Here is a 25,404-nt window from a genome sequence, read left to right on the forward strand (position 1 = left end):
CACACAAAGTGCAGACCGCCCTCAATGCTACCGGGAATGAGCTTGCCCCGCCTGTACAGATGCTGGAGGCGGGGCAAGAATCAACTGTTAAGCAGCTGCAGAAGGTTTTGTAGCGGACACTTCTTTGGCAATCCGCTCAATGTCTTCTGGGGTTGCAGGAACGATATCGACCTGCGCAAAGGCGTCAGCGCTTGCTTCATGAATCGACAGTGGCTTTTGGTGGCCGTTGTGGTGGACTTTCTTCTTATCCCTGGCGCGGCGCAGCTGCTCCATCATGCGACCCATGGCGAGATCAAAGGCGGCATATTTGTCTTCACCATCGGAAGCGGCACGGACAACTGGTCCGGCTTCTACGAGGGTGAGCTCCACATGATCACCACCAACCAAGCCTTTTCCGCCGTGATGTTTACTGACGGTTACATCAAGTTCGAGAGGGCGATCAGCCAGTTTCTCAATCTTGTCGACCTTCTCGGCGACGTAGTTACGGAATCGGTCGGTGATTTCGGTGTGGCGGGCGATGAAGTTCAGTTCCATGATGACCTCCCGTAGTTGGCGTTTACGCCCAACTTTTGGGCGAGTCCTTTCACGCCAATAGATGTTGTTTGAAATGTAGTCCTGTTTGGATAAAAATGTCACGCATTTTTTCTGCGAGTGTCCTGAAAGTTTTTTGGCGTGTAGGCCAACACCGCAGCCCCAATGATGTGGGCGCCCTCGGCACGCAGTGCCCGGGCGCATTCCACCAGGGTCGCCCCTGTGGTGAGAACATCATCGAGGATGATGACAGAGCGCCCTTCAAGGTTCTTCACTGCCCGAAATGAGTCGCGCATATTCTCAAAGCGTTCCATTCTGCCCAGGACGGATTGATCGACTCTTCGGCGGGTATTCACTAATACCCTCTCCGGTTTGACACCTGCTGCCTGAGCTAAGACGGTGATAGGAACATACCCGCGGTGTCTAAAGTTTGCTCTGCTGCTGGGTGGCACTACCCAAGTGATCTGCACTGCGGTGCCTGTGTCCTCAGATTGGCCAGCTGCATACGCAGCTTCTAGAACTGCAAAGAGGGGCTTCGCGAGGTGTTTCGCGACAGAGGTTCTGCCCTGCTCTTTGAATTCATGCAGGACAGAACTGGACACTTCCGTGAGCTCCAAGGAATACCACAGAGGAAGCCTGAACTGCGATATCGGGTCGAACAGTTCACGGTATTGAAGCTCTGGACCTAGGTCAGCTTGGCACGCAGGGCACAGGTTGTAATCGAGTTCGCCACACCCGGCACAATTGACCGGTAAGACTAAGGAGAGTGCTTCTCTTGCTGCGTTGGTGAACCAGTCACGAAATGATTCGTTCGTCATACTCACAAGTGTGAAGAATGCGAGTTACTCCACCTCACCACAAGCACTACGAAGTGGATAAGTTGTGACTATTGCTGAACAGCGAGGGTAGTGACGCCGCTCAGAGCATTTTGCCACTGGGTTCCACCCCGCAGTGAGAGCAAGATTCCGCCTGAGGTAAGCACGCGTAAACCTGAAACAGTGTTGGCACCAGCTATCGAGATGGGAGTTCCCTCTGTGACGGAACTGAGTTCTTTACTCTGGCCACCAATTTCTTGAGAACGGACAATTCCTACGCCGGCAGAGTTGATGGTGACTGTTGCAATCGTTGTGGCATCAACCCACGCGACACTAACCGGGGTTCCTTCAGAAAGAGTCTGAGCAAAGAGCGGACCTAACGCCACAGGGACAGACTTATCGCCCCTGACCAATGCACTAGCGACCAATTGGTAGCTGCCATTCGTCTCTAGAAGGGCCACAACTTGAGTTCCGTCATGTGAGATAGCTAGAGACAAGATCCGGTCAGCGCTCGTCCACGAGGTTTCCACTTGCTGAACTCGACCATCAGTACTGATGGCTTGTAGTTTGCTGGGCTGATCTGTAGGAACCGACCAGACATAGCCAAAGTTGTCGACGGTGGGGGCAATCAAACCAGCACGAGAATCCACGAGTTGATTAATTCCATTACGAACAAGCGAAACACCCTGTGGTGTCAGGGTTGCCGCGATGTTCGTCAGCGTGCCGATCGAGATTGCACTGGGTTGGGTTTGAATCATGACGTTGGCGAACGAGCCAAAAGTATCAATCTTTGTTCCATCCCAGTATCCGAAGTCTTTGGAAGTGAGCACCAAAGGCCGTGAATCAATGGGGGGTGGCAAGACATCACTGGCAGAGTCACTAATGGAGTTATTCAACACCGCTCCATCAACGAGCAGATCAACCGAGTTGATGGTGGCAACCGATTGCAGGCTTGCTGAGGTTTGCTGCTTCATCCGGCGGATCACGGCAGGATCCGCCGACAATGCAGCAGCATTTAAGTCAACCTTGGCCACACCACGTGTGACAGGAACCGTGTCGGCTACGAGAGCAGTGCCCTCGGGGAAAGAAGTCTGTACGGCACCGTTTGCTTGTAACCATTGAGAGGGCCCAGCCAACAGTGCTTTGGTGATGCGCGTGCTCGCTGAAGCACCAGCGGGGAAGAATCGCACGTCAGGAACAAGCATGGTGTTGGTGGAGTCAAAGAAGTAGAGCGGGTGTGACTGGTAGACCTGATCGAATGTGAAACGATCAATCACCACTCCATCTGGTGCGGAGCTGATGCGCCATTGACCGTCGACCTGCTGGAAGGTGTAGTCAAAGGTGGTGGGGACTGCAGGATTTATTTCTGAATAATTTCCTTGGGAGCCAACTTGTGCTGTGAGTGCGAAAACCAGACGCCCAGTGTTATCCCCAGTTTGTGAAACCGCTCGCAGACCTGAGTCAATATTCACTGCAGTTGTGGCATCCCAGGCAGGAGCGAAATCTGGGGTGAGGAACTGTCGGGCGATGGCGTAATCACTGACAGGAGAAGACGACGCTTCAATAAACCCACGCAGGATTTGCTCAATGGAGCCGTTCTGAATGGGGCCAGCTGGAAGGAATTCGATGGCGTCGTTTTCAACAGGAACCACGGCAGAACCCTGGTTCACCCCGCTTGAGCGGGGAATACCTGAACAGGCAGCCAGCACAACAACACATAACAGTGAGAAAAGTGCTGCCAGTGAACGCTTGAGAGAGGTAGACATCATTGTTCCTCTCCATCGTGGCGTTCATCAGGGTTCAACGGCAGGGGCGAGACCGCAATGGGCACGTCAATATCTCGAGGCAGTGTTAGGCGGAAGATTGCCCCCTCACCTGGAGCGGCCCACACATCCAGTTGACCGTTGTGAATGCGGGTGTCCTCAAGTGAGATGGCCAAACCCAGACCTGTTCCGCCAAGTGTTCGCTGGCGGGATGGATCAGCTCGCCAGAAGCGACTAAACACATTCTCTAACTGTTCAGTAGTCATACCCACACCGTGGTCGCGCACGCTTATGGCAACCGCGGTGGCATTACTGTCCACAGCAACTTCAATAGGCTTGCGTTCACCGTGCTCGATGGCATTGCCAATCAGGTTCATCAAAATACGGCGGACCCGACGAGGATCAATATCTGCATCGAAGTGACCGCCGGGTGCCATCAGCGACAGGTCGCAGCCGTGCTGTTCTGCGAGCGTGGTCATAGTTCCCACGACATCTTGAACCAGTCCTGCAACATTGGTGGGTTCTGGTTCGAGGTTGACACTTCCTGCGTCATAGCGGCTGATCTCAAGCAGGTCCGACAGTAACTTTTCGAAGCGGTTCACTTGGGCATTGAGAAGTTCAGTACTGCGCCTGGTTTTATCGTCAAAGTTCTCTCGCTCTTGGAAAAGAACATCGCCAGCAAGTTTGATTGTGGTCAGCGGGGTGCGGAGTTCGTGAGAAACATCAGAGACGAAGCGTTGTTGCATCACCGACAGGTCGGCAAGCTCGGTGAGCTGACGTTGCATGCTGCTGGCCATGTCATTGAATGAAGTCGCCAGCGTTGCCACAACATCTTCACCCTGAACGGGAATGCGCACTTCCAAATCACCGGCAGCAAGTTTTTGACTGGTCTCAGCAGCGTTTTGGAGGGGTGTGACCACCATGCGCGAGACCACCCACGCAATGGCACCAACAAGAATCAACAGACCGAGTCCAGAAAACCAGAGAACTTGCTGGATGAACTGCAAGGTCTGTTCAGATTGGGCAAAGTCATAGCCAATAAAGAGCTCATAAAGACCGGCGCCAGGGATATCGAGCTGGGAGCCCACAACAACGCCTGGTACTTGTGTTCCGCCTACGGTGAGTTCAACGGACTGCCAAAACTGTTGATCTGCGTTAGAGATCACTTTCTCCTGCAGCTCCTGACTAATCACACCACCGGTGAGTTCCGTGCTGGAGAAGTTCTGGGGAGCTAGTGGGTTGGGTTCTTGGTCGGGAACGCGATAAACCGCCACCAAACCGCTCGATGATGCATCACGAATGGCGGTTCTGGCCGCATTCATGACCGATTGCATCGAAGCCTGATCGGTTGCATCAGCTGAGTCAAAGATGCGTTGAGCTGCAACTTGAGCACGTTGGGACTCTGAAAGCACTTGGTCAAGCCGGGATGCAAAGAGGTCATTGCTGATGGAAAAGGACATGTAAATTCCCACCAACACAATGGCAAGACCTGACAGGGCCATTGACACCACGACCGTTCGAAGCTGCAGTGAACGTCGCCACAATCGCGCTATTCGCGAAGGCAGTCCAAAGAAGTCGAAACGGCGAACCTTCATCGCACCGCTAAATCACAGCTCCGGCACGGTAACCAATGCCGCGCACGGTTGTGACGATGGTGGGGTTATCAGCATCAAATTCCACTTTGCTGCGCAGGCGCTGCACGTGCACATTCACCAAACGCGTGTCTGCCTTGTATTGGTATCCCCACACTTTTTCAAGAAGCATCTCGCGAGTGAATACCTGTTGTGGCTTGGATGCCAGAGCAACCAAGAGATCAAATTCGAGTGGAGTGAGGTTGATGGCCCTGCCCTCACGCTTAACCTCATGGCCGTCGACATCAATGGTGAGATCACCAATACGCAAAGTCTGCGCTGTGGCAGCCGCAGGCGCCATGGAGCGCAGACGTGTGCGGATGCGAGCCACCAATTCACCCGGGTTGAAGGGCTTGACCATATAGTCGTCTGCGCCGGCTTCTAAACCCGCAACCACATCGGTGGCGTCCCCCTTTGCCGTGAGCATGATGATGGGAATGCCCGATTCTTGACGAATCTGGCCACAAACTTCAATCCCGTCGAAACCAGGCAACATCAAGTCCAGCAGGACGAGGTCAGGCTTGCTTTCCCGAAAAGCGATGAGCGCCTCGGCACCATCGGAACAGAAGGTGGGCGTAAAGCCTTCACCCTCTAACACTATGCCGACCATTTCAGCTAGTGCGGCGTCGTCATCGACTACCAGAATGCGTGCACTCATGGGTTAGAGCCTAGTCTTCGTTGCTTAGTAGCGGTAATGGTCAACTTTGTAGGGACCCTCAACGGGCACACCAATATAGGCAGCCTGCTCTGGTGTAAGGGAAGTGAGCTTCACACCCAAAGCATCCAGGTGCAGACGGGCAACCTTCTCATCGAGGTGCTTGGGAAGAACAAAAACTCCCACGGGATAGTTTTCGCGGCGAACATAAAGTTCCATCTGAGCCAGCACCTGGTTGGCAAAAGAGTTGCTCATGACGAAGGAGGGGTGCCCGGTGGCGTTTCCGAGGTTCATCAGGCGACCTTCAGAGAGCACGAGAATGCTTCGTCCGGAAGGCATGCGCCATTCGTGCACCTGAGGTTTGATTTTGACCTTCTCGGCCCCAGGAAGATTCTCGAGGGCAACCATGTCGATTTCGTTGTCGAAGTGACCAACATTGGCCACGATGGCTTGATGCTTCATCTCAAGTAAGTGTTCAAGACGGATCACGTCTTTATTTCCTGTGGTGGTGACAAAAATATCTACTTGGTCCACCACATTCTCGAGAGTGTCCACCTGGTAGCCATCCATGGCTGCCTGCAGGGCACAAATGGGATCAATCTCGCTCACAATGACGCGGGCACCCTGTCCGCGTAATGCCTCGGCAGATCCCTTACCCACATCGCCGTAGCCGGCAACGAAAGCAACCTTGCCGCCGATGAGAACATCGGTGGCACGATTCAAACCGTCAGGCAAAGAGTGGCGGATGCCGTACTTGTTATCAAACTTGCTCTTGGTGACAGAGTCGTTGACGTTGATGGCGGGGAACAGAAGTTCTTGCTGTGCGAAGAGTTCATAGAGGCGGTGGACACCGGTGGTGGTTTCTTCAGTAACACCAATGATCTCAGCTGCAGTGGTTTGCCACCTGGTTGGGGTTTCGCTCAGTGTCTTTCGCAAGAGATCCAGAATGACTGCGTATTCAGTGCTGTCTTGGGAAGTAGTCGCAGGGACTGCTCCTGCCAATTCGAATTGGCGGCCCTTGTGAACGAGGAGGGTTGCATCTCCACCGTCATCGAGGATGAGGTTAGGTCCAATCCATGATTCTCCTGCGGCTTGTGCTTCTGCCGACCAGTCAAAGATACGCTCGGTGCACCACCAATATTCCTCGAGGGTCTCTCCCTTCCAGGCAAAGACAGGAACACCTGCTGGAGATTGGGGAGTTCCAGTGGGACCCACAGCAATGGCTGCGGCAGCTTCATCTTGGGTGGAGAAAATGTTGCAACTTGCCCAACGAACCTGTGCACCTAGTGACACCAGGGTTTCGATCAAGACTGCAGTCTGCACGGTCATGTGCAAGCTTCCTGCAATGCGAGCACCCTTGAGCGGCTGGGTGGGGCCAAACTCTTCACGCAATGCCATCAATCCCGGCATCTCATTCTCTGCCAGACGAATCTGGTGACGTCCAGCTTCAGCGAGGGAGATGTCTGCGACTTTGAATTCAAGATTCATGGCAGCAGAAATGGCAGAAGTAGTTGATGAGCTCATGCCTAACAGTTTAGGCGTGGAATGCTAAGCGCGAATCAGTGCAAGAACTTCATCACGGATCGCAACCATAGTTGCCTCATCCCCTGCCTCAACATTCAGGCGTAATAAGGGCTCTGTGTTGGAGGGACGAACCGAGAACCACCAGAACGGTTCACCTTCTGAAGTGGTACCGGTGATGGTCATGCCATCCAAAGAATCCTCGGTGCCACGAGAAGCAAAAGCCGCGCGAACGCGCTGAGTTGCCTCAACCACGTCGCTCACGGTGGAGTTAATTTCTCCACTGATGGCGTAGGGCATGAACTTCGCTGCGAACTCGGACAAGGGCTTGTCCTGGTGGCCAAACTCTGCCAACACATGCATTGCTGCCAGCATGCCGTTATCTGCACCCCAGAAGTTACTGAAGTAATAGTGGGCAGAGTGTTCACCGCCAAAGACAGCACCGGTGGCTGCCATTTGATCCTTGATAAGAGAGTGGCCAACGCGGGTGCGAACTGGGGTTGCGCCAGCACCAATGATGGTTTCTTTCACAATGTTCGAGGAAATGAGATTGTGAATGACAAAAATTTCTTCATTGGGGGTTGCAGCTTTCGCCCGTGCGATTTCTCGCAAGGCAACGATGGCAGAAACGGCAGACGGAGTGACCGGGGCGCCCTTCTCATCCACGACGAAGCAGCGGTCGGCATCTCCATCGAATGCCAGACCGAGATCTGCGCCATGCTCAACTACTGCCTTTTGCAGGTCAACCAAATTCTTGGGTTCGAGTGGGTTGGCTTCGTGGTTAGGGAAGTTTCCATCCAGTTCGAAATACATCGGAATAATCTCGATGGGTAAAGCAGCCAAACCGGCTGCAGTGCCTAACACGGCAGGAACAGTCATTCCTCCCATGCCATTCCCGGCGTCAACAACTACGCGGATCGGGCGAATACCTGAAAGATCGACTAATGAACGCAGATAGCCTGCGTATTCCGCAAGGATATCTACCTCACGGTAGGTACCAGGGGTTGCAACCGAATCAATTCCGTTTTCGAGGTAGTCACAGGCACGATCGCGAATGGCAGCCAAGCCAGTATCCAAGCTGATTCCCTGAGCACCGGCGCGTGAGAACTTAATACCGTTGTAGGCAGCTGGGTTGTGACTAGCAGTAAACATGGCAGCTGGAGCATTCCACGAACCAGAGGCAAAATACGTCTCATCCGTTGAGCACAAACCCAAGTTCACCACATTGGCGCCACGGGTTTGAGCCCCGCGAGCAAAGGCAGCGGCAAACCCCGGGGAAGAATCGCGCATGTCGTGACCGACAACAATCTCTGCGCCTGCTCCTTGGATCTCATCGACAAAACCGGCAGCGAGTGCTTCCACCATTTCCTCGGTGAGCTGCTCCCCCACAAGGCCTCGAACGTCATAGGCCTTCACGATAGAACGGAGGCTCTCTACTGCGTTTTTAGTCATTGCTTAAGTCTATGTGACGCAGTTGTTGCCAGCCTTGAGGCGGGACAAAGCCCACCGCATGTTTACGGCATAAATCATGGGCGAGGGCTTCTGGCTCGGGCGAGAGTGGACCGAGGACAGCAAGTTTGTCGTCGTAGTCATAGGTGAGTGAAAACTCTGCTTGCTGCTTGCAGCGCCCCTTCGTACACAGACGTTCCATGCGTTCAGGCTATCGAAGAGCTAACATGGGCGCATGGATAGCCCGTTTGCGACCTCCGTGCCCAACAGGGGACTTAGTCGTGACCGTCATGGCCGCGGAATGCGCGGCCCGGTGACGGGCCCCCACCTGCCACAGCTGCGAGGGCGCTATGAAACGTTCATGATGACCGTGGCACACACGGTTGATTATTTGCGCAGCATGTGGTCGGAAGAATTAGCGGATGTGCACTTCGATGTGGCACCCACACCCCCTCGTGTCTCCGTTAACGGTGTGGTTGAACGCTGGAAGGTTGATCACGAGCGCCGGCGAATAGTGCTGTATCGCGTTCCCATTCAACGCATGAGCAAACTTCACAAAGACGATGCACTCCACCGCCAGATGATGGTCGAAAGTGTAGTTTTTCGAGCCGTCGCTGAGTTGTTGGGCAAAGACCCCTGGGATTTAGGCCCTGAGCGACTTCGCCCTTAGGTAGTGATCTCTAGCGGGGATAAACCGTGATGGGCGAGCCGAGGACATTAGCTGGGTTGAGCGCAATCGCTGATCCCAGTCCTGGACCGCTGAAACTAAGCCCACCCAGCAAGCCTTGAGCCCCGGTCACGGTGTAGTTCGTGGCTGCCAACAGTGGCGTTGTCACCATCTGACCCTTCTTCACGCTCAGCACAATATCTTTTTGGCCTTGAGCAGAGAGTGTTACTTCCGAATCTGCTTTACCGGGGTTGTAGAAGGTGACCGTAGGAGCAGTTCCTTGAGGCACGGGAATCAAGATTTGATCGGTGAGGAAAGAACTGGAACTCATCCAGGCAAAGTCACCACCAGTGATGGGGGTGCCAGGGGCCGCGGCAGCATCGGTGAGCGAATCCTGAACTGTTCGAACACCAGCTGCGATGGGCTGCTCACTGGTAACAATGACGGTGTAGGTGCCATCGGCAATACCGGTCAGAGGCAGTTGTACTGCCTTCTTTGCTTTGAGCTGTGCTGAGTATTCAGTCTTTTCTCCTGTGCTGGAAAGCAGAGTGACTGTGACTTTGCTGTCTTTATCTCCAGGAGCAACAACACGGATACCCGGATCAAGATCGCTGATCACGTCACCAATCTCTGATCGTTCGTGATCTGCCTGACCGGTGACAAACACTCCGGTGATGATCTGTTGTGTAGCAAGTCCAGCACCGGGAACAACCCATTCAACTCCGGAAGGAACAAGGGTGCGTGTGACGGATTGCTGCAAACTCGCGAGAACCTGCCCGCCATTACTCAACACCCGCACAACTGGTGAATACACATCGGGCGCATACCCGGCCAGAGAAACAATGCGTTGCTCCCCGGGTTCAACGATGATGCCCTCGGTATTTGTGGCGTCGACATAGCCATTCTCGGTGAAAACTTCCAGGGTCACTGTTGCGGTGACATCGGTGGGGTTAGCCAACATCACCAGTGTTGTGCGACCAATCTCCGTCGATCCACCCACAAGCCAGAGGTCATTCGCAGGCTCTGTACACGCTGCAGCAGCTAAACCAGAAAGAGATTCGGTTGCCAGGAGTTGTTCCTGGTTTCCAGCAAGCAGAGGCGCCTGCTCTGCGCTAGCGGCAGGCGGCACAGAGATAACCTGTGGTGCACCATAGACAACACCGCTTTGGTTATCTGGTGCGTTCAGCCACGAATTATCAAAATTGTCTTCACTCGAGGCTTGCGCATATTCGGGCTGACCATTTGAGATGAACGTAATGTCTGCAGTTCCTTGCGAGAGAACATCTACGAGAGGACCTGGGCACACTCTTTGCTGCACAGCAGGAACTGGAGCAATGCTCAAAGCTGGTGGTGTGCCCACAAAACCTGGAATAGGCAACGTCACGAGGGCAACAATTCCAACGGCAACAGCCCCAGCGCTCACAATTCCGGTTACACCGGTTACACCAGCGCGGACGAGTTTAGTTTTGTTCGTCATCTTGATCACCTGCCAACGGGTCTATTGAGGCAAGTTCCTCTTCGCTTTCAATCAAGCCGGGAAGATATCGCTTGGGGCGAGCATCGAGCATGACACTGCCGGTAGGGATAGCTAACAGCAATGTCAGCAAAAGAATCAGTCCCTGAACAGAACCGATGATGATGCGCCAGGGTTCAACTGGGAGAACCGATTGAAGTGGAGCAACTGTGTCAGGTGAATACCCGGGGTAGCGCCAGAGTAAACCAGCATCAGTTTTTCCCACAATCTCAATACCTGCATTGGCATCCAACGTTGCTTTCACACGAGCAGCCATTGCCTGAGCCTGAGGCGTGGGGTTCTCGCCAAGTTCTGCAAGCGGATCAGTCAGTACAACAAAGCCCACACCCAGCGCAGTAAGTTCTGTGGCTGAATCATTACCGCTGACCGAAGCAAGGTTACTCACCGTCTCGGCAAGAAGCTTCTCCTGGGCAGCAAAACCTGCGCCTGTTGTAACAAACGTGGAGGTTGCTTCGAGGGTCATGCCAGTACCGCGCACCAACACCGAGCCCAAACCACCGTCAGGTTGGGGTGTGAGAACGAGAGTTCCTACTTCTGGAGAGATGGCAGCTTGTGCAACAACATAAGCAGGAAGTGTTTGCCCATTGCTAGGGACCACTCGAGAGTTCCCCAAGCTGGATGCTGCCAACGCAGGCAGTGCCAGTAAGGACACGGCAGCAATCCCAGCCAGGGCTGGGAAATACGAGAAGCGACGAAGAATAGAAGCACCGGTACCAGCTGCCACCATCAATCCCAGCCATGCCAGGGACAAACCACTGCCCGGCCAGACATTGACCGGCACGGACCCGTTGAAAGACACCTGCAAACCTGAGGCGAATACTGCGGTGACAATACCCAACACCATCACAGCAACAGCAAGTTGCGCCCGGATAGGGTATTGCGAGAAGAGCCCAACGAAAGCCAACGCGACAAGGACACCCACCAATATGGCGACCCAGACGCTGGCAACTGGATTAGCCCAAGGAAGGAAGCTGGCAGCTTGTAACCATCCTCCTAGACCTTCAGTGGGGAAGCCGAGGGCAAGCTGCCAGTGAGGTGCAACAGCGCTGGCAGCAGCTGGTCCTGGGTCGGCGGCAAGTCCAAAGAGGTTGAGACCAAAAACTTGAATCAACACGATGGGTGCAACCAAGGCAGCTGCAGGAATGGGGATGGCCAAGAACCGTGGCACATACCGACCGGTCAATAACAATGTTCCAATCCAGACGACCAGTAGGGCTGGAGTCAAGGATGGTGAGCAGGCCACCACCGCGGCGAATAGCAGTGCAGTCGTTGCAGAAGCAGACCAGGAACGAGCGGCACGAATGCCGGCAAAAAAGAGGAAGGGCAACAGTATGTGCGTCATCACGGCGGCAGGGCGACCGTCATGGAGTGCGCCCAGAAGTGCTGGGCTTAGCCCGTAACCGATAGCGATGAAGGCGCGAATCCCTCCACGCTGAGTAAGCCTTGCGGCCAGAAGCCAGGCACCAAGACCTGCCAGAGGCATGGCTAAGAACCACAGGAGCACTAACGAGAATGATGGTTGCCAGAAGGTGAGAGTTCCCAGCAGGGCAACAACGAGCGAGAACCCATCAGCCGGGCCCACCACACTGAAAGCGCCCTCACGCCAACCCCACAGTGCCTGCATCCAAAGATCTGAGACCTGCGCACCCAAGGGCAGCAGTGCACCACCTGAAATAGCGTTGGCGCCAACGAGGGTTGAGAACGCTCCAATGGACACAATAGTCAAGATGAGGGTGATCCACGCTCCACCACCGGAGAAGAAGTGCAGAGGCTTCTTTTCACCGTGCATGCGGATCTGAATCGCTTCACGAGCAAGAGATTCTCGGCGACGAACATCAGCACGAGAAATTCGCAAGGGTGCCAGCGAAGACCAGGGAGCTTGGCGGATGCGCTTGATGTTCTTGCGTGCCCGACCGACTGCACCGCCAGAGAAAGCAGCAAACAGGGCAGCGCGGAATTCACCTGAAACAGCGCCGGGGCGCTTTGCCAGAAGTTGACCCAGGGAGCGAATGACCGCAGCTGGCATGAGCGCAAGCCAGTGCCACATCAACATTCCTCGACCTGAGTAAACCAGGCGACGATAGAGCTCTGCGGAACGATATTGACGCGCACGCTTTTTGCGAGCGCGGTAGCTGTCGGTACCCACGGCACCAATAACGCCATCTCCGGCGTTGAGTACTCGTGCGGTGGGGACGACAGATACGCGATGTCCAGCTAAACGGGCGCGAACACAGAAATCGAGGGCGTCATCGACAACGCGTAGCTGGTGATCAAACCCACCGAGCTCACTCCATACGTGCTGGCGAACAAGCATGCCGTTTCCCCCGACACCCATGACATCACTCATCTGGTCATGTTGTGCCTGATCAAGTTCATCGGTAACCAGTGAGATGGTTCGCCCACCCTGAGCAAGAGTCAACCCGTATTCACGAATGTAGTCAGGACTTTCCCAATCCATTTGTTTGGGCCCCACTACTGCAACCGACGGGGCAACTTCGAGAGCACCAATCAGTTCTGCAAGTGCGGTGGGTTCTGGAGCACTGTCCTGAGCCAAGAACCACAGCAGATCATCAGGCCCAGTTACGGCTGGGAAAGCTCGTGCGGCAACATCAAGTGCTTCGCCAAAACTCAGACGTCCTTTACCGGCAAGAACTTGGCTTACCCCGAAGGCCTGGAACTGCGCTGAGGCATTTTGTTTGGGGGAATTATCCACCGCAAGAATGACATCTGGTTGCCGTGTTTGCTTCGAGAGTGCATCAAGGGTTCGCGCAAGATGCTCGCCTCCTTGGCGCGCCACGATTACCGCTGTAACTCTCGTTTTCATCCTCCCCACAGCCTAGGCAGGGGATGCCAAAAACCCACCCAAATGGGTGGGCGTGGCTTGGAAAGAACTACTTCTTCGAACGCATTATGCGCGGCGACGCAGCTTGCGACGCTCGCGCTCGCTCAGGCCGCCCCAGATACCAAATCGCTCGTCGTTAGACAACGCATATTCGAGGCATTCACTGCGAACTTCGCACGAGGTGCAAATCTTCTTTGCATCTCTGGTCGAACCACCCTTTTCAGGGAAGAAAGATTCTGGGTCAGTCTGTGCACAGAGTGCATCTGCCTGCCACGCGAGAGGGTTGTCATCGAGGTCGATGTTGCGAGAAGAAGGGGTTCCTGGAACTCCCAAACGAACTGGATCAACAAACCAATTCTCTGGAACGCTAGCGCGATATTCCGGTGCCATAAAGAACTCCCACCCCGGTGTCTCTTCCGCACGCCACCATGGCGTGTCTATGTAATTACACCGTTGTCATTCGTATACGTCAAGTCCAGATATTGAAACTTTGAAGACGCGCTGGAGAGTTTGCCCACAATTTAGGGAATATCCCCTACAGCGCGATGAAGAGTTCGCCGGTCCCGCGGACTGTAATTGTCTGTTCATCCGCAGAAATAAAGGCATGTTGGCCTTGAGACAACTCAATCTTGGACTCGTGCCCGGTGATGAAGAGCTTTCCTGACGTACACGTAACAATTGCGTGACGGCGTAACACAATGGCATCCGTCTGCGTGATGTGGTCTTCGAGATGGACGTGTGCCAAAGAAAAATCAGGAACATCTGGTTCAAAGATCTCAACCCCCGGGCACACTTGAACCGGTTCGAGAATGGGTACGGGAAGCACGTCAGTTTTCACAACATCGAGCAACTCGGGAACATCAACATGCTTGGAGGTGAGCCCCCCGCGCAGGACATTGTCGCTGGCCGCCATGATCTCAATACCCAGACCCCGAATGTAGGCGTGCATATTTCCAGCGGGCAAATACAGTGCTTGGCCACGACGTAGTGTCACACGGTTGAGTAGCAAGGCAACCACGACGCCGGGGTCTCCGGGGTAGTCACGAGCGAGCTCCATCAGCAGCTCATCTTTGATGAGAGCTCCTGCTGTTGAGATCTCGGCCACCAGTGCACGAGCATTATCTTCACTCAGTGCCCATTCAACAGCCCAGGAAAGAGCATCTGCTCCTCGGTTGAGTAGCTGCTGAGAAAATTCCGTCAGTGCCGAAGTGGGCGAACAAGCTTGCGCATTGGCCGCGGCGAGACGCTCCAGTTCGGCAATCGTTTCCTGAACTGTTCTAAAACCGCAGAGTGCTTCAAAGCTCTCACTGAGGGCATAGATCAATTCAGGTTTGTGAGAATCGTCTTTGTAGTTCCTAACCGGCGAATCGAGGGCAACACCCGCTGCGTTTTCACGGTCATACCCCTTACGTGCTTGTTCTGGTGACGGGTGTGCCTGAATGGACAGAGGGTGGGCAGCAGCCAATATCTTCAACAGATATGGCAGCGGTGCATCCCCTCTTTGGGTAAGAAAATCTGCAATGGTCCCTGCTCCATCGGCCTGCGCCACGTCGAGAATCTGGGTGGGCGAACCTGGATGTGTGCCCAGCCACAATTCTGCTTCTGGCTTTCCGGTGGGCTCAACTCCCCTGAGCTTGGCAATATCTGTCAACGAGCCCCAGGCGTAGTCGCGTGGAGTGTTATCGACTCGAATCATCACATTAGTGAGCCTAGTTTCTGGGCCGAATTTCGGGCTGGAGACTTCCTGACATTTCTCAAAGCGAGGCTCTGCCTAGAACAGCACTGCGCATCAATTCATCACTTCGTCTAGCCTTGATACATGCCCACCAAAGAATATAGAAAAGCCAAGACAGGCCTTGCCGTTGTTGCGCTATTCATGCTTTTTGCTGGGGAAGCAATTCGCAACCTCGTGGGTTGGGATATCTTCATGGGCCTCAGTGTCGTTCTGACGCTGATTTATATCGTGGTCATCTTCCGTGCCCGCCACCTCATTCACTGGAGAAGTATCCCGTTCTGGCTGGCATTCTTCTCCTTATGGGCAGTGGCATCCCTGCTGTGGGCGTATTCACCACCGAACACTGCTCTCACGTTGTGGCCTTTTGTTGAAGTCACAATTGCTGGTGTGGGCATTGCACTCACCCTGCCGTGGGGTGATTTTGTTCGCGCCTTGGGAACAACCCTGCGTTGGATTTTGGGTCTCTCCCTCGTCTTTGAGCTGTGGGTAGCCGTTTTTGTAGGCCATGCTATTTATCCAGTGTGGGTAGATACCAGCGAAGGAAAAATCCCAGCTGTCTACCAATGGAGTCGAAACCTCCTGTTTGAAGGTGGCCCCATCCAAGGGATTGTCGGAAACCGTAACCAGCTGGGCTTCATCGCGGTTATCGCGCTCATCATCTTCTTTGTCCAATTGGCGGACAAAACTGTGTGGCGCAGCTGGGGCTTCATCTGGGTTGGCCTCTCCCTGTTTACGATTGCCTTCACACGTTCGGCAACAGATTTAATTGCACTTGTTGTGGTCATGATTGTGGCGTTGTTTGCGCTCTGGGCACGAGCCGTTCCGCAAAGTAAACGTCGCCCCGTGTATTTCACCGCCGCAGGGTTAGTTATCGTCGCTGCGGCCTTCATCACCTTCGCCCAAGGATTTATTTTGAGCCTGCTGGGTAAGAGTGAGGATCTCACTGGTCGCAGTGACACCTGGGCTGCGGTGGCCGAGCTTGCTCAGCAACGACCCATCGTGGGTTGGGGTTGGCTCAGCCCCTGGGTTCCTTGGTTAGAACCCTTCAATAACTTGGCCGTACACAACGGTGTTCACTACCTACAAGCACACAACACCTGGTTGGATGTATGGCTGCAGGTTGGCTACATCGGAGTCATTGCCTTGGCCTGCGCCATGATTGGACTGCTCTGGCGATCCTGGTTTATTGCTGTGGATCGGCCTCGTTGGGATTTGGTTGAAGACCGTCCCTACAGTGCTAATTCTCTGGTTCCCGTCTTAATTACGGCAGCCTTGCTCACCCAGAGCTTTGCTGAAAGCCAGCTCATTGTTCAATCCGGTTGGGCTCTTGTGGTGGCATTGTCGCTGACCGTAATGGTTCCTACACGCATTACGAAAGCCATTCGCTAGGCAGGGATTGTGAAAGAAACACACTCCCCAGCTGCTGAAGCTGCCTACGCTTTCTTCTCTCATGCCCGCTTTGCTCAGGCGCTCAGCCTAATCCTGATCGGAACAGCCTTTGGCACACACGCACTGCGTGCCCTGCTAGGAATTGCAGGGCTGACTGCCCTCATCGCAGCTGAGCTTGTGTTGCTGACACTGATGTTGATTGCTCGTCGCCGAGTAGTGCGATGGAATGTGTTTGTTCCCATCACCTTGGCTGTCTTCCTTGCGTGGACAATTGCCAGCTGGTTTTGGTCCTACTATCCGCGTGCTACCGCGATCGGTTTAGCATCGCAATTGAGCTTCACGGCACTCGCATTAGGTATTTCTGCCTCGCGAGACACTATCCAACTCATTCGTGCTGTTGGTGATGTGTTGAGAGTTTTGTTGGCAACCTCGCTGGTCTTGGAGATCATTGCCGGGGTACTGATCGACAGCCCCATCTCGTTCTTAGGAATCAAAGGCAACCTCGTCTCAGGTGACGGCATTCAAGGAATCTTTGGTTCACGCAATGCGTTCATGATGATTTCTCTCATTGCGGTGATTACCTTCTTTGTTGAGTGGCGAACGCAGTCCGTGTCACGACAGCTTGCATTCTGGTCGTTGACGGGGTCTGCGGTGTGTGTGCTCTTGGGAGCATCTCCCGTCGGTTATGTCACCGCACTGATAGTGGTTCTGCTGGCTGGATTTATTGCCGTGTTACGCAAGATGGAACCTGGACTGCGCCGCGGAACAGAGATTGCGGCCGTAAGCGCTCTAGGTGTGGTCATGCTTGTGGTGTGGACTATCCGAAACTCGGTACTGGAATGGCTCAGTGGTTCACCCGTGCTGCAGTATCGACTTGCGCTCTGGTCTGAAGAATTGCGCTTGGCCAAGATGAAACTGCTTGAAGGCTGGGGTTGGGTTGGGTTATGGCCTCGCAAGACACAGCCGTTCACTGTGATGAATTCCAGCAGTGGTGATATTCACAATTCAGGTTTGAACATTTACCTGGATGTCTGGCTTCAACTGGGAATCGTCGGCTTGGCGTTATTCCTCATTCTTATTGGCTTTGCTTTTGTACGCAGTTGGACACTGGCTGTGACAAAGAAGAGTGAGCTCTACATCTGGGCGCCACTGGTGCTCTCTGCACTACTCGTCTCGGGCTTGGCAGAAAGTGCAGCAATTACCGAGTGGGGTTGGTTCCTTGTTGTCCTGATCGTCGCCCGCAGCTCAGCGGAGCTGAGCTGGCGACGTACAGAGTAAACAGATCTACGGCGTAGGCGTAGCTGTTGGCGTTGGTGGGTGAATTACCGAGTCAATGTACGTCCTGATACCTGGGTAGTCAGGGTATTCGGTATCAACAGGGAACGGTTCGTAATACGGAGTCAGCTCAATGTGCGTCACGGGAAGCTCTTTGGTCTTCAAACCCAGATCAACGAAGTAGCCAAGCATGGACTGTGGAATGTCCGTCTTCACAACCTGAGTTCCGGCAGCAGCAATCTCTTGGAACTTGGCTAACACGTTGGCAGGGTTCATCTGGCGAAGTAATGCTTCCTGAACCTGCTGCTGACGCTTCATCCGGTCATAGTCACCGGTGCCTGACCAGCGAGAGCGCATGTACATCATGGCGTGGTAGCCATCCATGTGTTGCTCACCGATTTCAATCCACTCAGGGACCTGATCTTCAGGTGTTCCTGGTTCAGCAATAGCAATGCGTTCTTCAACCGTGATGGTGACACCACCGAGTGAATCAATGAGGTTTTGTAAACCCTGCATGTCAATGAGGACGTAGTACTGAATATCTAGACCAGTGATGGCCTCAGCCGCATCACGCATGGCCTCGATACCAGGTGATCTTCCATTAGCTGCGGCGTCAGGATACAGATCGGCATGGTTGAGCTCACCAGCAACATAGACCGTGTTTAAACACGCCCACCGAGTGCAGTACTCGCCAGTTTCTTGGCTATAGCCACCTGGGTAGAGCGAATACATCGGGGAGTCTTCATTGAAGGGGACGTTCTGCAGATCGCGGGGCATACCGATAATGGTTGCTTGGCCTGTTTCTGCATTAATGCTGACAACCTGTGCGGTGTCTGTTCTCAAACCGTCACGATCTTCACCGGCGTCGCCACCAAGTAAGAGGAAGTTGTACTGGCCATCGACGGGAGGAACACTAGGGCCGGCAACGAAAATCTTGCCTAGTGCGCTGTTCAGGCTTCCTGTCAGGGAGGCGGCATACGCAGCGCCACCGGAGACAAGAACCATCATGACGACCGTCACACTGGCAACCCACCACCTGGCACGAGGTCCTGTTTTGACGATGCGAATTAACCGCAGGGTGTCAAGAGTGAGTACCAGCCACAAAATAGCGTAAAAGAACAGTGCAATTTGCCCCACAAAAAGCGTCGGACCCCAGGTGAAGATGAAGAAGACTGCCGTTGGCCAGAGCAGCCCCAGCAGCAGAACTAGCACAGCAAAGATAACGAGGGTGAGCGTTGCACCCAGACCAATCTTTCCCAGACGCTTATTCCCCGCCAGAGCTTGAACTGATCCGGGGATCAGAAAATTGAGTATGACGAGCCACCACGCACGCGTGGTCATCACCTTTTGCGAACTGGTGTCGGGATAACGCAGTGGACTTGTTTGACTCATAGCTGAGACTTGAGCGCCGCGTTCTTTTCTTCGACCAGATCAGCTAAGCCTGCAGAATATGCTTCAACGGCTTGGAGGAGTTCTGGGTTACTAGTTGCCAAAATCTTGACGGCGAGAAGTGCCGCGTTGGTCGCACCGCCAATGGAAACGGCGGCCACCGGCACACCAGCGGGCATCTGCACGATAGACAGCAATGAATCCATACCATCGAGCTTGGCCAGAGGAACAGGAACGCCCACAACAGGAAGCGGGGTCACACTGGCGAGCATGCCAGGCAAGTGGGCTGCACCGCCGGCACCTGCAATGATCACTTTGAGGCCACGCCCTGCAGCCGCCTTACCGAAGGCAATCATCTTCTCAGGAGTGCGGTGTGCAGAAAGCACCTCAACTTCGAAGGGAATGCCAAAGTCGTTGAGTACGTTGGCTGCCGAACTCATGACTGTCCAGTCAGAGTCAGAACCCATTACTACGGCGACGAGTGCATGCTTTTCGGCCATTGTTCAAGGGTAGAGCTCAGACCTGAAAGAACCCTGCTGCGCCACGCGCCTGATACACAACCTCAGGCAAATCATCACCACTGGCGTTCACGTGGCCAACTTTGCGTCCTGGCCGGGGTTCCTTGCCATAGGTATGAATTTTCACGGTGGGGTGGTCCGCCATGGCGCGAGGGTAGGGAGCGAGCATATCTCCGGAGGAAGGTCCTCCCAGAATGTTGACCATGACCGTATGGGGTGCAGTCAATCCTGTTGCACCCAAAGGCAGGTCCAACACTGCACGCAAGTGCTGTTCGAACTGGCTAGTGGTGCTGCCATCTTGAGTCCAGTGCCCCGAGTTGTGCGGGCGCATGGCTAATTCGTTCACCAATATGCGATCATCGGTAGTCTCGAACAGCTCCACTGCCATGACGCCGGTGACATACAGTTCAGCGGCAATCTGGCTGGCGATAGATCCGGCCATGTCAGCAATCTTGCCTTGGGACAGTGGCGCCGGAGCAATCACTTCATTGCAGACACCATCTGTTTGGATGCTTTCCACAACAGGCCACAACGCCATCTCGCCACTGGGGCGACGGGCAATCAGCTGCGAGAGTTCGCGACGAAAATCCACTAACTCTTCGAGCAAGATCGACTCTCCGGGCCCGAGTTTCTCTAGCCAATCGCTCACATCTGCAGCTGAGTTAATGACGCGAACACCTTTGCCGTCATATCCGCCGCGAGCAGTTTTGGCCACCGCTTTACCACCCCATTCCTCAAGGAAGGACTCAACATGAGCTTCCTCTGAGGCACGCATCCAGCCAGGAACGGGGATGCCTAATTCTGCTAAGCGCTCACGCATCCGCAGTTTGTCTTGAGCAAACTCCAGGGCGTGAGGCCCGGGGTGGACAGCTATTCCCCGCGAGATGAGCTCAGCTAGGACGTGGGCTGGAACATGTTCGTGATCGAACGTGATGACATCGCAGTCGGTAGCAAAAGAGACGACCGTATCGACATCGGTGTAGTCGCCCACCTGCGTGGCAGCAATCTGCGCAGAAGAACCCTCATTCTCAGCGAGTACCCGAATATCTAGTCCAAGATTGATTGCTGGGGGCACCATCATGCGTGCCAATTGGCCGCCGCCTATAACGCCAACTACAGTTGTCAACAGCTCATCTTTCGCGTGGTTGAACGGGTTAGTGAAGTGCAATACACCGGGAGAAACATGTCAACATCGGAGCAGATATCTGCACCAGCTGCTTCCCCGAGCCTGTTTACTCGCTTGCGTTTAGGCCTGGTGGGCTACTTCGTCAAGTTCGGACTGGTCGGTTTAGTCGGCTTAGTTGTCGACGTTTCTCTCTTTAATCTACTCTCCCTCTCAGGCGCTAGCTGGTGGTCAGAACCTCTGGTGGCAAAGTTTGTTAGCACCTCCGTAGCCATCGTGGTGAACTGGCTGGGAAACCGTTACTGGACCTTCCGAAGAGATAAGCGGTCAGATGTTGCTAGAGAATTCGTGGAATTCGTTGTTGCTTCTGTCGCCGGCATGGTGGTTACCTTGGCCACGCTGTGGTTTACGCACTATGTTCTCGGGTTTGATTCTCTGATTGCCGACAATATTTCGGCAAACATTATTGGCCTTGGCTTGGGCACCTTGGTGCGCTTTGCGCTTTATCGTTGGTGGGTATGGAGTGTGAGGCGATGAGTGCCCTCGTCATCATCCCCACCTACAACGAGGTCGACAACCTACCTTTGGTCGTTGCTGCTGTTCGCCACGAAGTGCCCGAGGCCAACATTCTCATCGTGGACGATAACTCCCCCGATGGCACTGGCCGCAAAGCGGACGCTCTAGCTGCATCTGACCCTTTTGTTCATGTGCTTCATCGCAGTGACAAAACCGGTCTTGGTGATGCCTACTTAGCTGGTTTTGACTGGGGTCTCGAGCGAGGTTTCGAAATCTTGGTGGAAATGGATGCAGATGGCTCCCACCCTGCACATCGCCTGCCAGCTATATTGGGTGCCGTGTCTGGACCGACAGTTCCAGGCGCTCACTTCCCAGGTCTTGCAATTGGTTCGCGTTGGGTCAAGGGTGGTTCGGTGGTGAATTGGCCTGCTCACCGGCTTCTTCTGAGCCGAGGAGCAAACGCCTATGCTCGCCTGGCTTTAGGAATTTCGATCAAAGATTCCACGGCAGGCTTTCGAGCTTTTCGAGCAGAAGTGTTGCGTGGAATTCATCTCGAGGAAGTGAACTCACACGGTTACTGTTTCCAAATTGATCTCACCTTGCGGGTGCTTGATGCCGGATACACCGTGGTGGAGTTACCCATAGAGTTCACCGAGCGCACCGTGGGTCAGTCGAAGATGAGCAAGAACATCGTGTTTGAGGCGATGCGCAGTGTGACCAGCTGGGGCTGGCAGCGCCGCTTTGGCCGCAAGAAAACCTCGACGGTCTAATAGTCCTGCGTGAAACGCTGATCATCCCGGCGCAGCTGAGCAGATAGCGGAGATTGTTTATCAACAAGCTCTGTGAGTGCGGAAAGCACCAAGTTTGCCTTGGGTAAGTCATAGAGACGAATAGGTTTTTCAGCACCCGTGTTCAGCAACAAATCTCCAGCACCGAAGACCGCCTGCACTGCGTTTTGCCTCACCGTTACATCATGGATGCGCCCGAAAAGCACTTCTTGCCGCGTTCTGGTAAAGATTCCTCGATAGATAATGACCCGGCGGGTAGTGATGATGACGCGGTTACCTAACCACGTCACCAGAGGGAAAACCCACAACACAATAAGCAGCAGTGCACTGGAAAGCCAGAAGGTCAGCGTCATCCAGAACTCAGGGAACCCCATTGAGAAATAGCCCCAGGCGGTAGCAATACCAATCAGTGCCAAGGTGGGCATAAACAAGATGCGACCGTGTCGGCGTAAGCGCACGACAATGGGCTCAGCAGCCTCAGTGGGGGCAGGGTCAAAAGCAACAGTGGGTTGGGACATCACTTGTAATTATGGAGGTTAGATCACGCGCAGGTGCGTGACATCGCCGGCAGAAACCACAAGTGGTTCGGCACAGTTGGCCATCTCCACCACCAAGGAGCCTTCCTCATTAATTCCGATTGCGGTTCCGACCGGGTTCTCGCCACTAGGAAGCTCTACTCGAACTGAGCGTCCTATCGTGTCGCATTCATCACGAATCTGTTCTAGCAATCCGGAACTGCGCACATTACCCGCCGCAGAAACAAAGACCTTCGTAATGCGGGAGAACTCGGTGAGATACGCGGAAAGAAGTTCATCCACGGATGTGTGGGCTCCCTCAATCGCCAGAGAGGTTGCTGTGGGGACAGGTAACTGATCTTTGGCGAGGGCAATGTTGATTCCGGTTCCCACAACCAAAGCAATGCCCTCAGGTGTAGGGACGAGTTCACTGAGAACTCCACATACTTTCTTGCCGGAGATCAATACATCATTGGGCCACTTAATCATGGCCTTTTTCCCTTCCGGAAGGACGAAGTTACACGCCCTGGACATAGCCAAACCTGCCAATAAGCCAAACCAACCCAAGGATTCTGGGGGAAGTGGTCGACCTGCTGGGGTTTGTGGACGCAACAGCACAGATACGGCCAATGAGGCTCCCGCAGGTGCGGTCCAGTCTCGGCCTAACCGCCCCTTGCCGGCTACTTGGTTATCTGTGGCCACAACCGAAAAATCTGGCCACAAACTGCCATCCTCAGTGACCACTCGAGCGACAAGATCAGAGTTGGTCGAGCCAACTTCATCCAGCCAGAGCAAGCGAGAGGCAAGCGGAGTGCTCAACGAAAGATCCATAAGAACAGTTTGCCACTTCATTTTTGTAGAGAAGCTCCAACCCTTTTTAGATACCTATGGCAAGTAGAGTGAAAAGCGTGACTGAAAACGCAAAATCAATTGACCCGTTCACTACCGCTGGAAAGCTCGCCGATCTGAAAGCCCGCTACACCGAAGCGGTTATTGACAGCGGAGCTAAAGCAGCTGAGAAGCAGCACGCCAAAGGCAAGATGACTGCTCGTGAACGCATTGAAGAACTTCTCGATCCAGGTTCCTTTGTTGAATTGGACGAATACGTGCGTCACCGCACGACCGCCTTTGGCATGGATAAGAACCGCCCCTACGGTGATGCTGTTGTGACCGGCACCGGAACTATCCACGGCCGCCAGGTTGCTGTCTATTCTCAAGACTTCACTGTCTTCGGTGGATCTTTGGGTGAAGTTGCCGGTGAAAAGATCATCAAGGTGATGGACCTGGCCATCAAGACAGGTGTTCCCATCTTGGGCATCTTGGACTCCGGTGGTGCCCGTATTCAAGAGGGTGTTGTTGCCCTGGGCAAGTACGGTGAAATCTTCCGTCGCAACACCGCTGCCTCGGGTGTGATCCCTCAGATCTCCATCATCATGGGACCTGCTGCCGGTGGCGCTGTGTATTCCCCCGCATTGACTGACTTCGTCATCATGGTGGACAAGACCAGCCACATGTTCGTCACGGGTCCTGATGTGATCAAGACAGTGACCGGTGAAGAGGTGGGCTTTGAGGAACTCGGTGGTGCGCTGACCCACAACACCGTCTCTGGTGTTTCTCACTACCTGGCTGCTGATGAGAGCGATGCGCTTGACTACGCCCGCACCCTGGTTGGCTTCCTGCCTGATAACAACATGGCCGAACTTCCCGTCTACGAGTCCGAAGTTGAACTGGAGATCACCGATGAGGATAAAAAGCTCAACACTCTGATTCCAGATAGCCCCAACCAGCCGTATGACGTTCACGAAGTGATTCGTGGAATTGCTGACAACGGAGACTTTCTAGAAGTTCAAGCACTTTTTGCCCCCAATATTGTTATTGGTTTTGCTCGAGTAGAAGGCCGAACTGTCGGTGTCGTGGCCAACCAGCCATCACAGATGGCCGGAACGCTCAACATTGAAGCTGGCGAAAAAGCGTCCCGTTTCGTTCGTTTCTGTGATGCGTTCTCCATCCCCATCCTGACGCTGGTGGACGTTCCCGGATACCTTCCCGGAACCGACCAAGAGTGGGCAGGTGTGATTCGTCGAGGCGCGAAGCTGCTCTATGCATACTCCGAAGCAACCGTGCCACTGGTCACAGTCATTACCCGCAAGGCATACGGTGGTGCGTACATCGTGATGGGCTCGAAGCAGCTCGGTGCTGATATCAACCTCGCCTGGCCCACCGCTGAGATTGCTGTGATGGGTGGTCAAGGTGCGGTGAACATTCTCTACCGCGGTGAAATTAAGAAGGCTGAAGAAGCTGGACAAGACGTAAACGCCGTGCGCACCAAGCTGGCCAATGAATACACCTACAACGTGGCAAGCCCCTTCTTAGCTGCCGAACGTGGTGAACTCGATGGCGTGATTGAACCTGCCCAAACGCGAGTAGCCGTGGTGAAAGCTCTGCGTGCCTTGCGCGGCAAGCGAGCCTCACTTCCTCCTAAGAAGCACGGAAATATCCCGCTATGACCTTGGACAACGTTCGCTTTCTCACTCGGGGTGTTACCCCCGAAGAGAAAGCTGCCGTGCTCGCTGTTCTCGATGCCCACATCGAAGAAGAGTCCGCTATTGAGCACGAGATTCAAGGCGCTGGAATGAACGCATGGCAAAAGTCTCAGCGCGGAATCCGCGAAGATATCAAGAGCGGTTCTCGTCGCTTTGGCTGGGACTTCGGCCGCTAGCAAACATTCCTTCATTCCCTGATAATTAG

At 54.2% G+C, this 25,404-nt stretch carries 24 protein-coding genes; 7 read left to right on the forward strand and 17 right to left on the reverse strand.

Annotation, left to right across the window (positions count from 1 at the left end):
* Window positions 1-87: 87 nt before the first annotated feature.
* The 8 genes from hpf to AURUGA1_RS06320 all read right to left on the reverse strand — a co-directional run bounded on the left by hpf (window position 88) and on the right by AURUGA1_RS06320 (window position 8,567).
* Entirely contained in the window at window positions 88-534 is a 447-nt protein-coding gene (hpf, locus tag AURUGA1_RS06285) for a ribosome hibernation-promoting factor, HPF/YfiA family (RefSeq protein ID WP_162784081.1), read from the reverse strand.
* A 98-nt stretch (window positions 535-632) separates the two neighbouring features.
* A complete protein-coding gene (locus tag AURUGA1_RS06290; protein ID WP_114129360.1) occupies window positions 633-1,349 on the reverse strand; it encodes a ComF family protein in 717 nt (238 codons plus the stop codon).
* Between the two features lie 68 nt (window positions 1,350-1,417).
* The gene (locus AURUGA1_RS06295; RefSeq protein ID WP_162784082.1) at window positions 1,418-3,112 is read right to left on the reverse strand and encodes a GerMN domain-containing protein; all 1,695 of its coding nucleotides are present in this window, start codon (window positions 3,110-3,112) and stop codon (window positions 1,418-1,420) included.
* Window positions 3,112-4,704 (reverse strand): MtrAB system histidine kinase MtrB, encoded by a 1,593-nt coding sequence (gene mtrB / locus AURUGA1_RS06300; protein ID WP_114129362.1) that lies wholly within the window; start codon window positions 4,702-4,704, stop codon window positions 3,112-3,114. Before mtrB ends, AURUGA1_RS06295 begins: the two co-directional genes overlap by 1 nt.
* A gap of 7 nt (window positions 4,705-4,711) precedes the next feature.
* Complete coding sequence (gene mtrA / locus AURUGA1_RS06305) at window positions 4,712-5,398, reverse strand: MtrAB system response regulator MtrA (RefSeq protein WP_114129363.1); 687 nt, start codon at window positions 5,396-5,398, stop codon at window positions 4,712-4,714.
* Between the two features lie 24 nt (window positions 5,399-5,422).
* Window positions 5,423-6,919, reverse strand: a complete 1,497-nt coding sequence (gene ahcY, locus AURUGA1_RS06310) for an adenosylhomocysteinase (protein ID WP_114129364.1) — start codon at window positions 6,917-6,919, stop codon at window positions 5,423-5,425.
* A 24-nt stretch (window positions 6,920-6,943) separates the two neighbouring features.
* Window positions 6,944-8,368 (reverse strand): phosphomannomutase/phosphoglucomutase, encoded by a 1,425-nt coding sequence (locus AURUGA1_RS06315; RefSeq protein WP_114129365.1) that lies wholly within the window; start codon window positions 8,366-8,368, stop codon window positions 6,944-6,946.
* Entirely contained in the window at window positions 8,361-8,567 is a 207-nt protein-coding gene (locus AURUGA1_RS06320; protein WP_114129366.1) for a DUF3499 family protein, read from the reverse strand. Before AURUGA1_RS06320 ends, AURUGA1_RS06315 begins: the two co-directional genes overlap by 8 nt.
* 33 nt (window positions 8,568-8,600) lie before the next feature.
* Here AURUGA1_RS06320 and AURUGA1_RS06325 point away from each other — a divergent pair, with 33 nt between their 5' ends.
* On the forward strand, window positions 8,601-9,035 hold the full coding sequence (locus AURUGA1_RS06325; protein WP_114129367.1) for a metallopeptidase family protein: 435 nt from the start codon (window positions 8,601-8,603) through the stop codon (window positions 9,033-9,035).
* A gap of 10 nt (window positions 9,036-9,045) precedes the next feature.
* Here AURUGA1_RS06325 and AURUGA1_RS06330 read toward each other — a convergent pair whose 3' ends face one another.
* From AURUGA1_RS06330 to manA, 4 genes are all read right to left on the reverse strand, one after another.
* On the reverse strand, window positions 9,046-10,509 hold the full coding sequence (locus tag AURUGA1_RS06330; protein ID WP_114129368.1) for a DUF5719 family protein: 1,464 nt from the start codon (window positions 10,507-10,509) through the stop codon (window positions 9,046-9,048).
* Entirely contained in the window at window positions 10,493-13,390 is a 2,898-nt protein-coding gene (locus AURUGA1_RS06335; protein WP_114129369.1) for a glycosyltransferase, read from the reverse strand. The genes AURUGA1_RS06330 and AURUGA1_RS06335 overlap by 17 nt, the downstream gene beginning before the upstream one ends.
* Before the next feature lie 84 nt (window positions 13,391-13,474).
* Window positions 13,475-13,798 (reverse strand): WhiB family transcriptional regulator, encoded by a 324-nt coding sequence (locus AURUGA1_RS06340; protein WP_096380190.1) that lies wholly within the window; start codon window positions 13,796-13,798, stop codon window positions 13,475-13,477.
* A 145-nt stretch (window positions 13,799-13,943) separates the two neighbouring features.
* Complete coding sequence (manA, locus tag AURUGA1_RS06345; protein ID WP_371412371.1) at window positions 13,944-15,104, reverse strand: mannose-6-phosphate isomerase, class I; 1,161 nt, start codon at window positions 15,102-15,104, stop codon at window positions 13,944-13,946.
* A gap of 123 nt (window positions 15,105-15,227) precedes the next feature.
* Here manA and AURUGA1_RS06350 point away from each other — a divergent pair, with 123 nt between their 5' ends.
* Together AURUGA1_RS06350 and AURUGA1_RS06355 are read left to right on the forward strand one after the other, a co-directional pair.
* A complete protein-coding gene (locus AURUGA1_RS06350) occupies window positions 15,228-16,532 on the forward strand; it encodes an O-antigen ligase (protein WP_114129371.1) in 1,305 nt (434 codons plus the stop codon).
* 9 nt (window positions 16,533-16,541) lie between these two features.
* On the forward strand, window positions 16,542-17,810 hold the full coding sequence (locus AURUGA1_RS06355) for an O-antigen ligase (protein ID WP_114129372.1): 1,269 nt from the start codon (window positions 16,542-16,544) through the stop codon (window positions 17,808-17,810).
* 6 nt (window positions 17,811-17,816) lie between these two features.
* On the opposite strand, the gene AURUGA1_RS06360 is transcribed toward AURUGA1_RS06355, so the two are convergent.
* Genes AURUGA1_RS06360 through AURUGA1_RS06370 form a run of 3 tightly spaced genes read right to left on the reverse strand, consistent with a single transcriptional unit; the run spans window position 17,817 to window position 20,882 of the window.
* Complete coding sequence (locus AURUGA1_RS06360; RefSeq protein WP_114129373.1) at window positions 17,817-19,199, reverse strand: LCP family protein; 1,383 nt, start codon at window positions 19,197-19,199, stop codon at window positions 17,817-17,819.
* Window positions 19,196-19,696 carry a 5-(carboxyamino)imidazole ribonucleotide mutase gene (gene purE, locus AURUGA1_RS06365; RefSeq protein WP_114129374.1) on the reverse strand — a complete coding sequence of 167 codons (501 nt, stop codon included), beginning with the start codon at window positions 19,694-19,696 and terminating at the stop codon, window positions 19,196-19,198. Before purE ends, AURUGA1_RS06360 begins: the two co-directional genes overlap by 4 nt.
* Before the next feature lie 16 nt (window positions 19,697-19,712).
* A complete protein-coding gene (locus AURUGA1_RS06370; protein ID WP_114129375.1) occupies window positions 19,713-20,882 on the reverse strand; it encodes a 5-(carboxyamino)imidazole ribonucleotide synthase in 1,170 nt (389 codons plus the stop codon).
* 15 nt (window positions 20,883-20,897) lie between these two features.
* On the opposite strand from AURUGA1_RS06370, the gene AURUGA1_RS06375 reads away from it, so the two are divergent.
* Together AURUGA1_RS06375 and AURUGA1_RS06380 are read left to right on the forward strand one after the other, a co-directional pair.
* On the forward strand, window positions 20,898-21,374 hold the full coding sequence (locus tag AURUGA1_RS06375; RefSeq protein WP_114129376.1) for a GtrA family protein: 477 nt from the start codon (window positions 20,898-20,900) through the stop codon (window positions 21,372-21,374).
* On the forward strand, window positions 21,371-22,123 hold the full coding sequence (locus AURUGA1_RS06380; RefSeq protein WP_114129377.1) for a polyprenol monophosphomannose synthase: 753 nt from the start codon (window positions 21,371-21,373) through the stop codon (window positions 22,121-22,123). Before AURUGA1_RS06375 ends, AURUGA1_RS06380 begins: the two co-directional genes overlap by 4 nt.
* On the opposite strand, the gene AURUGA1_RS06385 is transcribed toward AURUGA1_RS06380, so the two are convergent.
* Both AURUGA1_RS06385 and AURUGA1_RS06390 read right to left on the reverse strand, forming a co-directional pair.
* Window positions 22,120-22,659 carry a PH domain-containing protein gene (locus AURUGA1_RS06385; protein WP_114129378.1) on the reverse strand — a complete coding sequence of 180 codons (540 nt, stop codon included), beginning with the start codon at window positions 22,657-22,659 and terminating at the stop codon, window positions 22,120-22,122. The two genes, AURUGA1_RS06380 and AURUGA1_RS06385, sit on opposite strands and share 4 nt — an antisense overlap.
* A gap of 18 nt (window positions 22,660-22,677) precedes the next feature.
* Window positions 22,678-23,487: a biotin--[acetyl-CoA-carboxylase] ligase gene (locus AURUGA1_RS06390; protein WP_114129746.1), complete on the reverse strand. Its 810-nt coding sequence runs from the start codon at window positions 23,485-23,487 to the stop codon at window positions 22,678-22,680.
* A gap of 77 nt (window positions 23,488-23,564) precedes the next feature.
* Between AURUGA1_RS06390 and AURUGA1_RS06395 the strand changes: the two genes are divergently transcribed.
* Both AURUGA1_RS06395 and AURUGA1_RS06400 read left to right on the forward strand, forming a co-directional pair.
* A complete protein-coding gene (locus AURUGA1_RS06395; protein WP_371412353.1) occupies window positions 23,565-25,163 on the forward strand; it encodes an acyl-CoA carboxylase subunit beta in 1,599 nt (532 codons plus the stop codon).
* The gene (locus tag AURUGA1_RS06400; RefSeq protein WP_114129379.1) at window positions 25,160-25,375 is read left to right on the forward strand and encodes a hypothetical protein; all 216 of its coding nucleotides are present in this window, start codon (window positions 25,160-25,162) and stop codon (window positions 25,373-25,375) included. The genes AURUGA1_RS06395 and AURUGA1_RS06400 overlap by 4 nt, the downstream gene beginning before the upstream one ends.
* The last annotated feature ends 29 nt before the right edge of the window (window positions 25,376-25,404 follow it).

The organism is Aurantimicrobium sp. MWH-Uga1 (genome assembly GCF_003325955.1).
In the GTDB taxonomy this organism is placed as follows: domain Bacteria; phylum Actinomycetota; class Actinomycetes; order Actinomycetales; family Microbacteriaceae; genus Aurantimicrobium.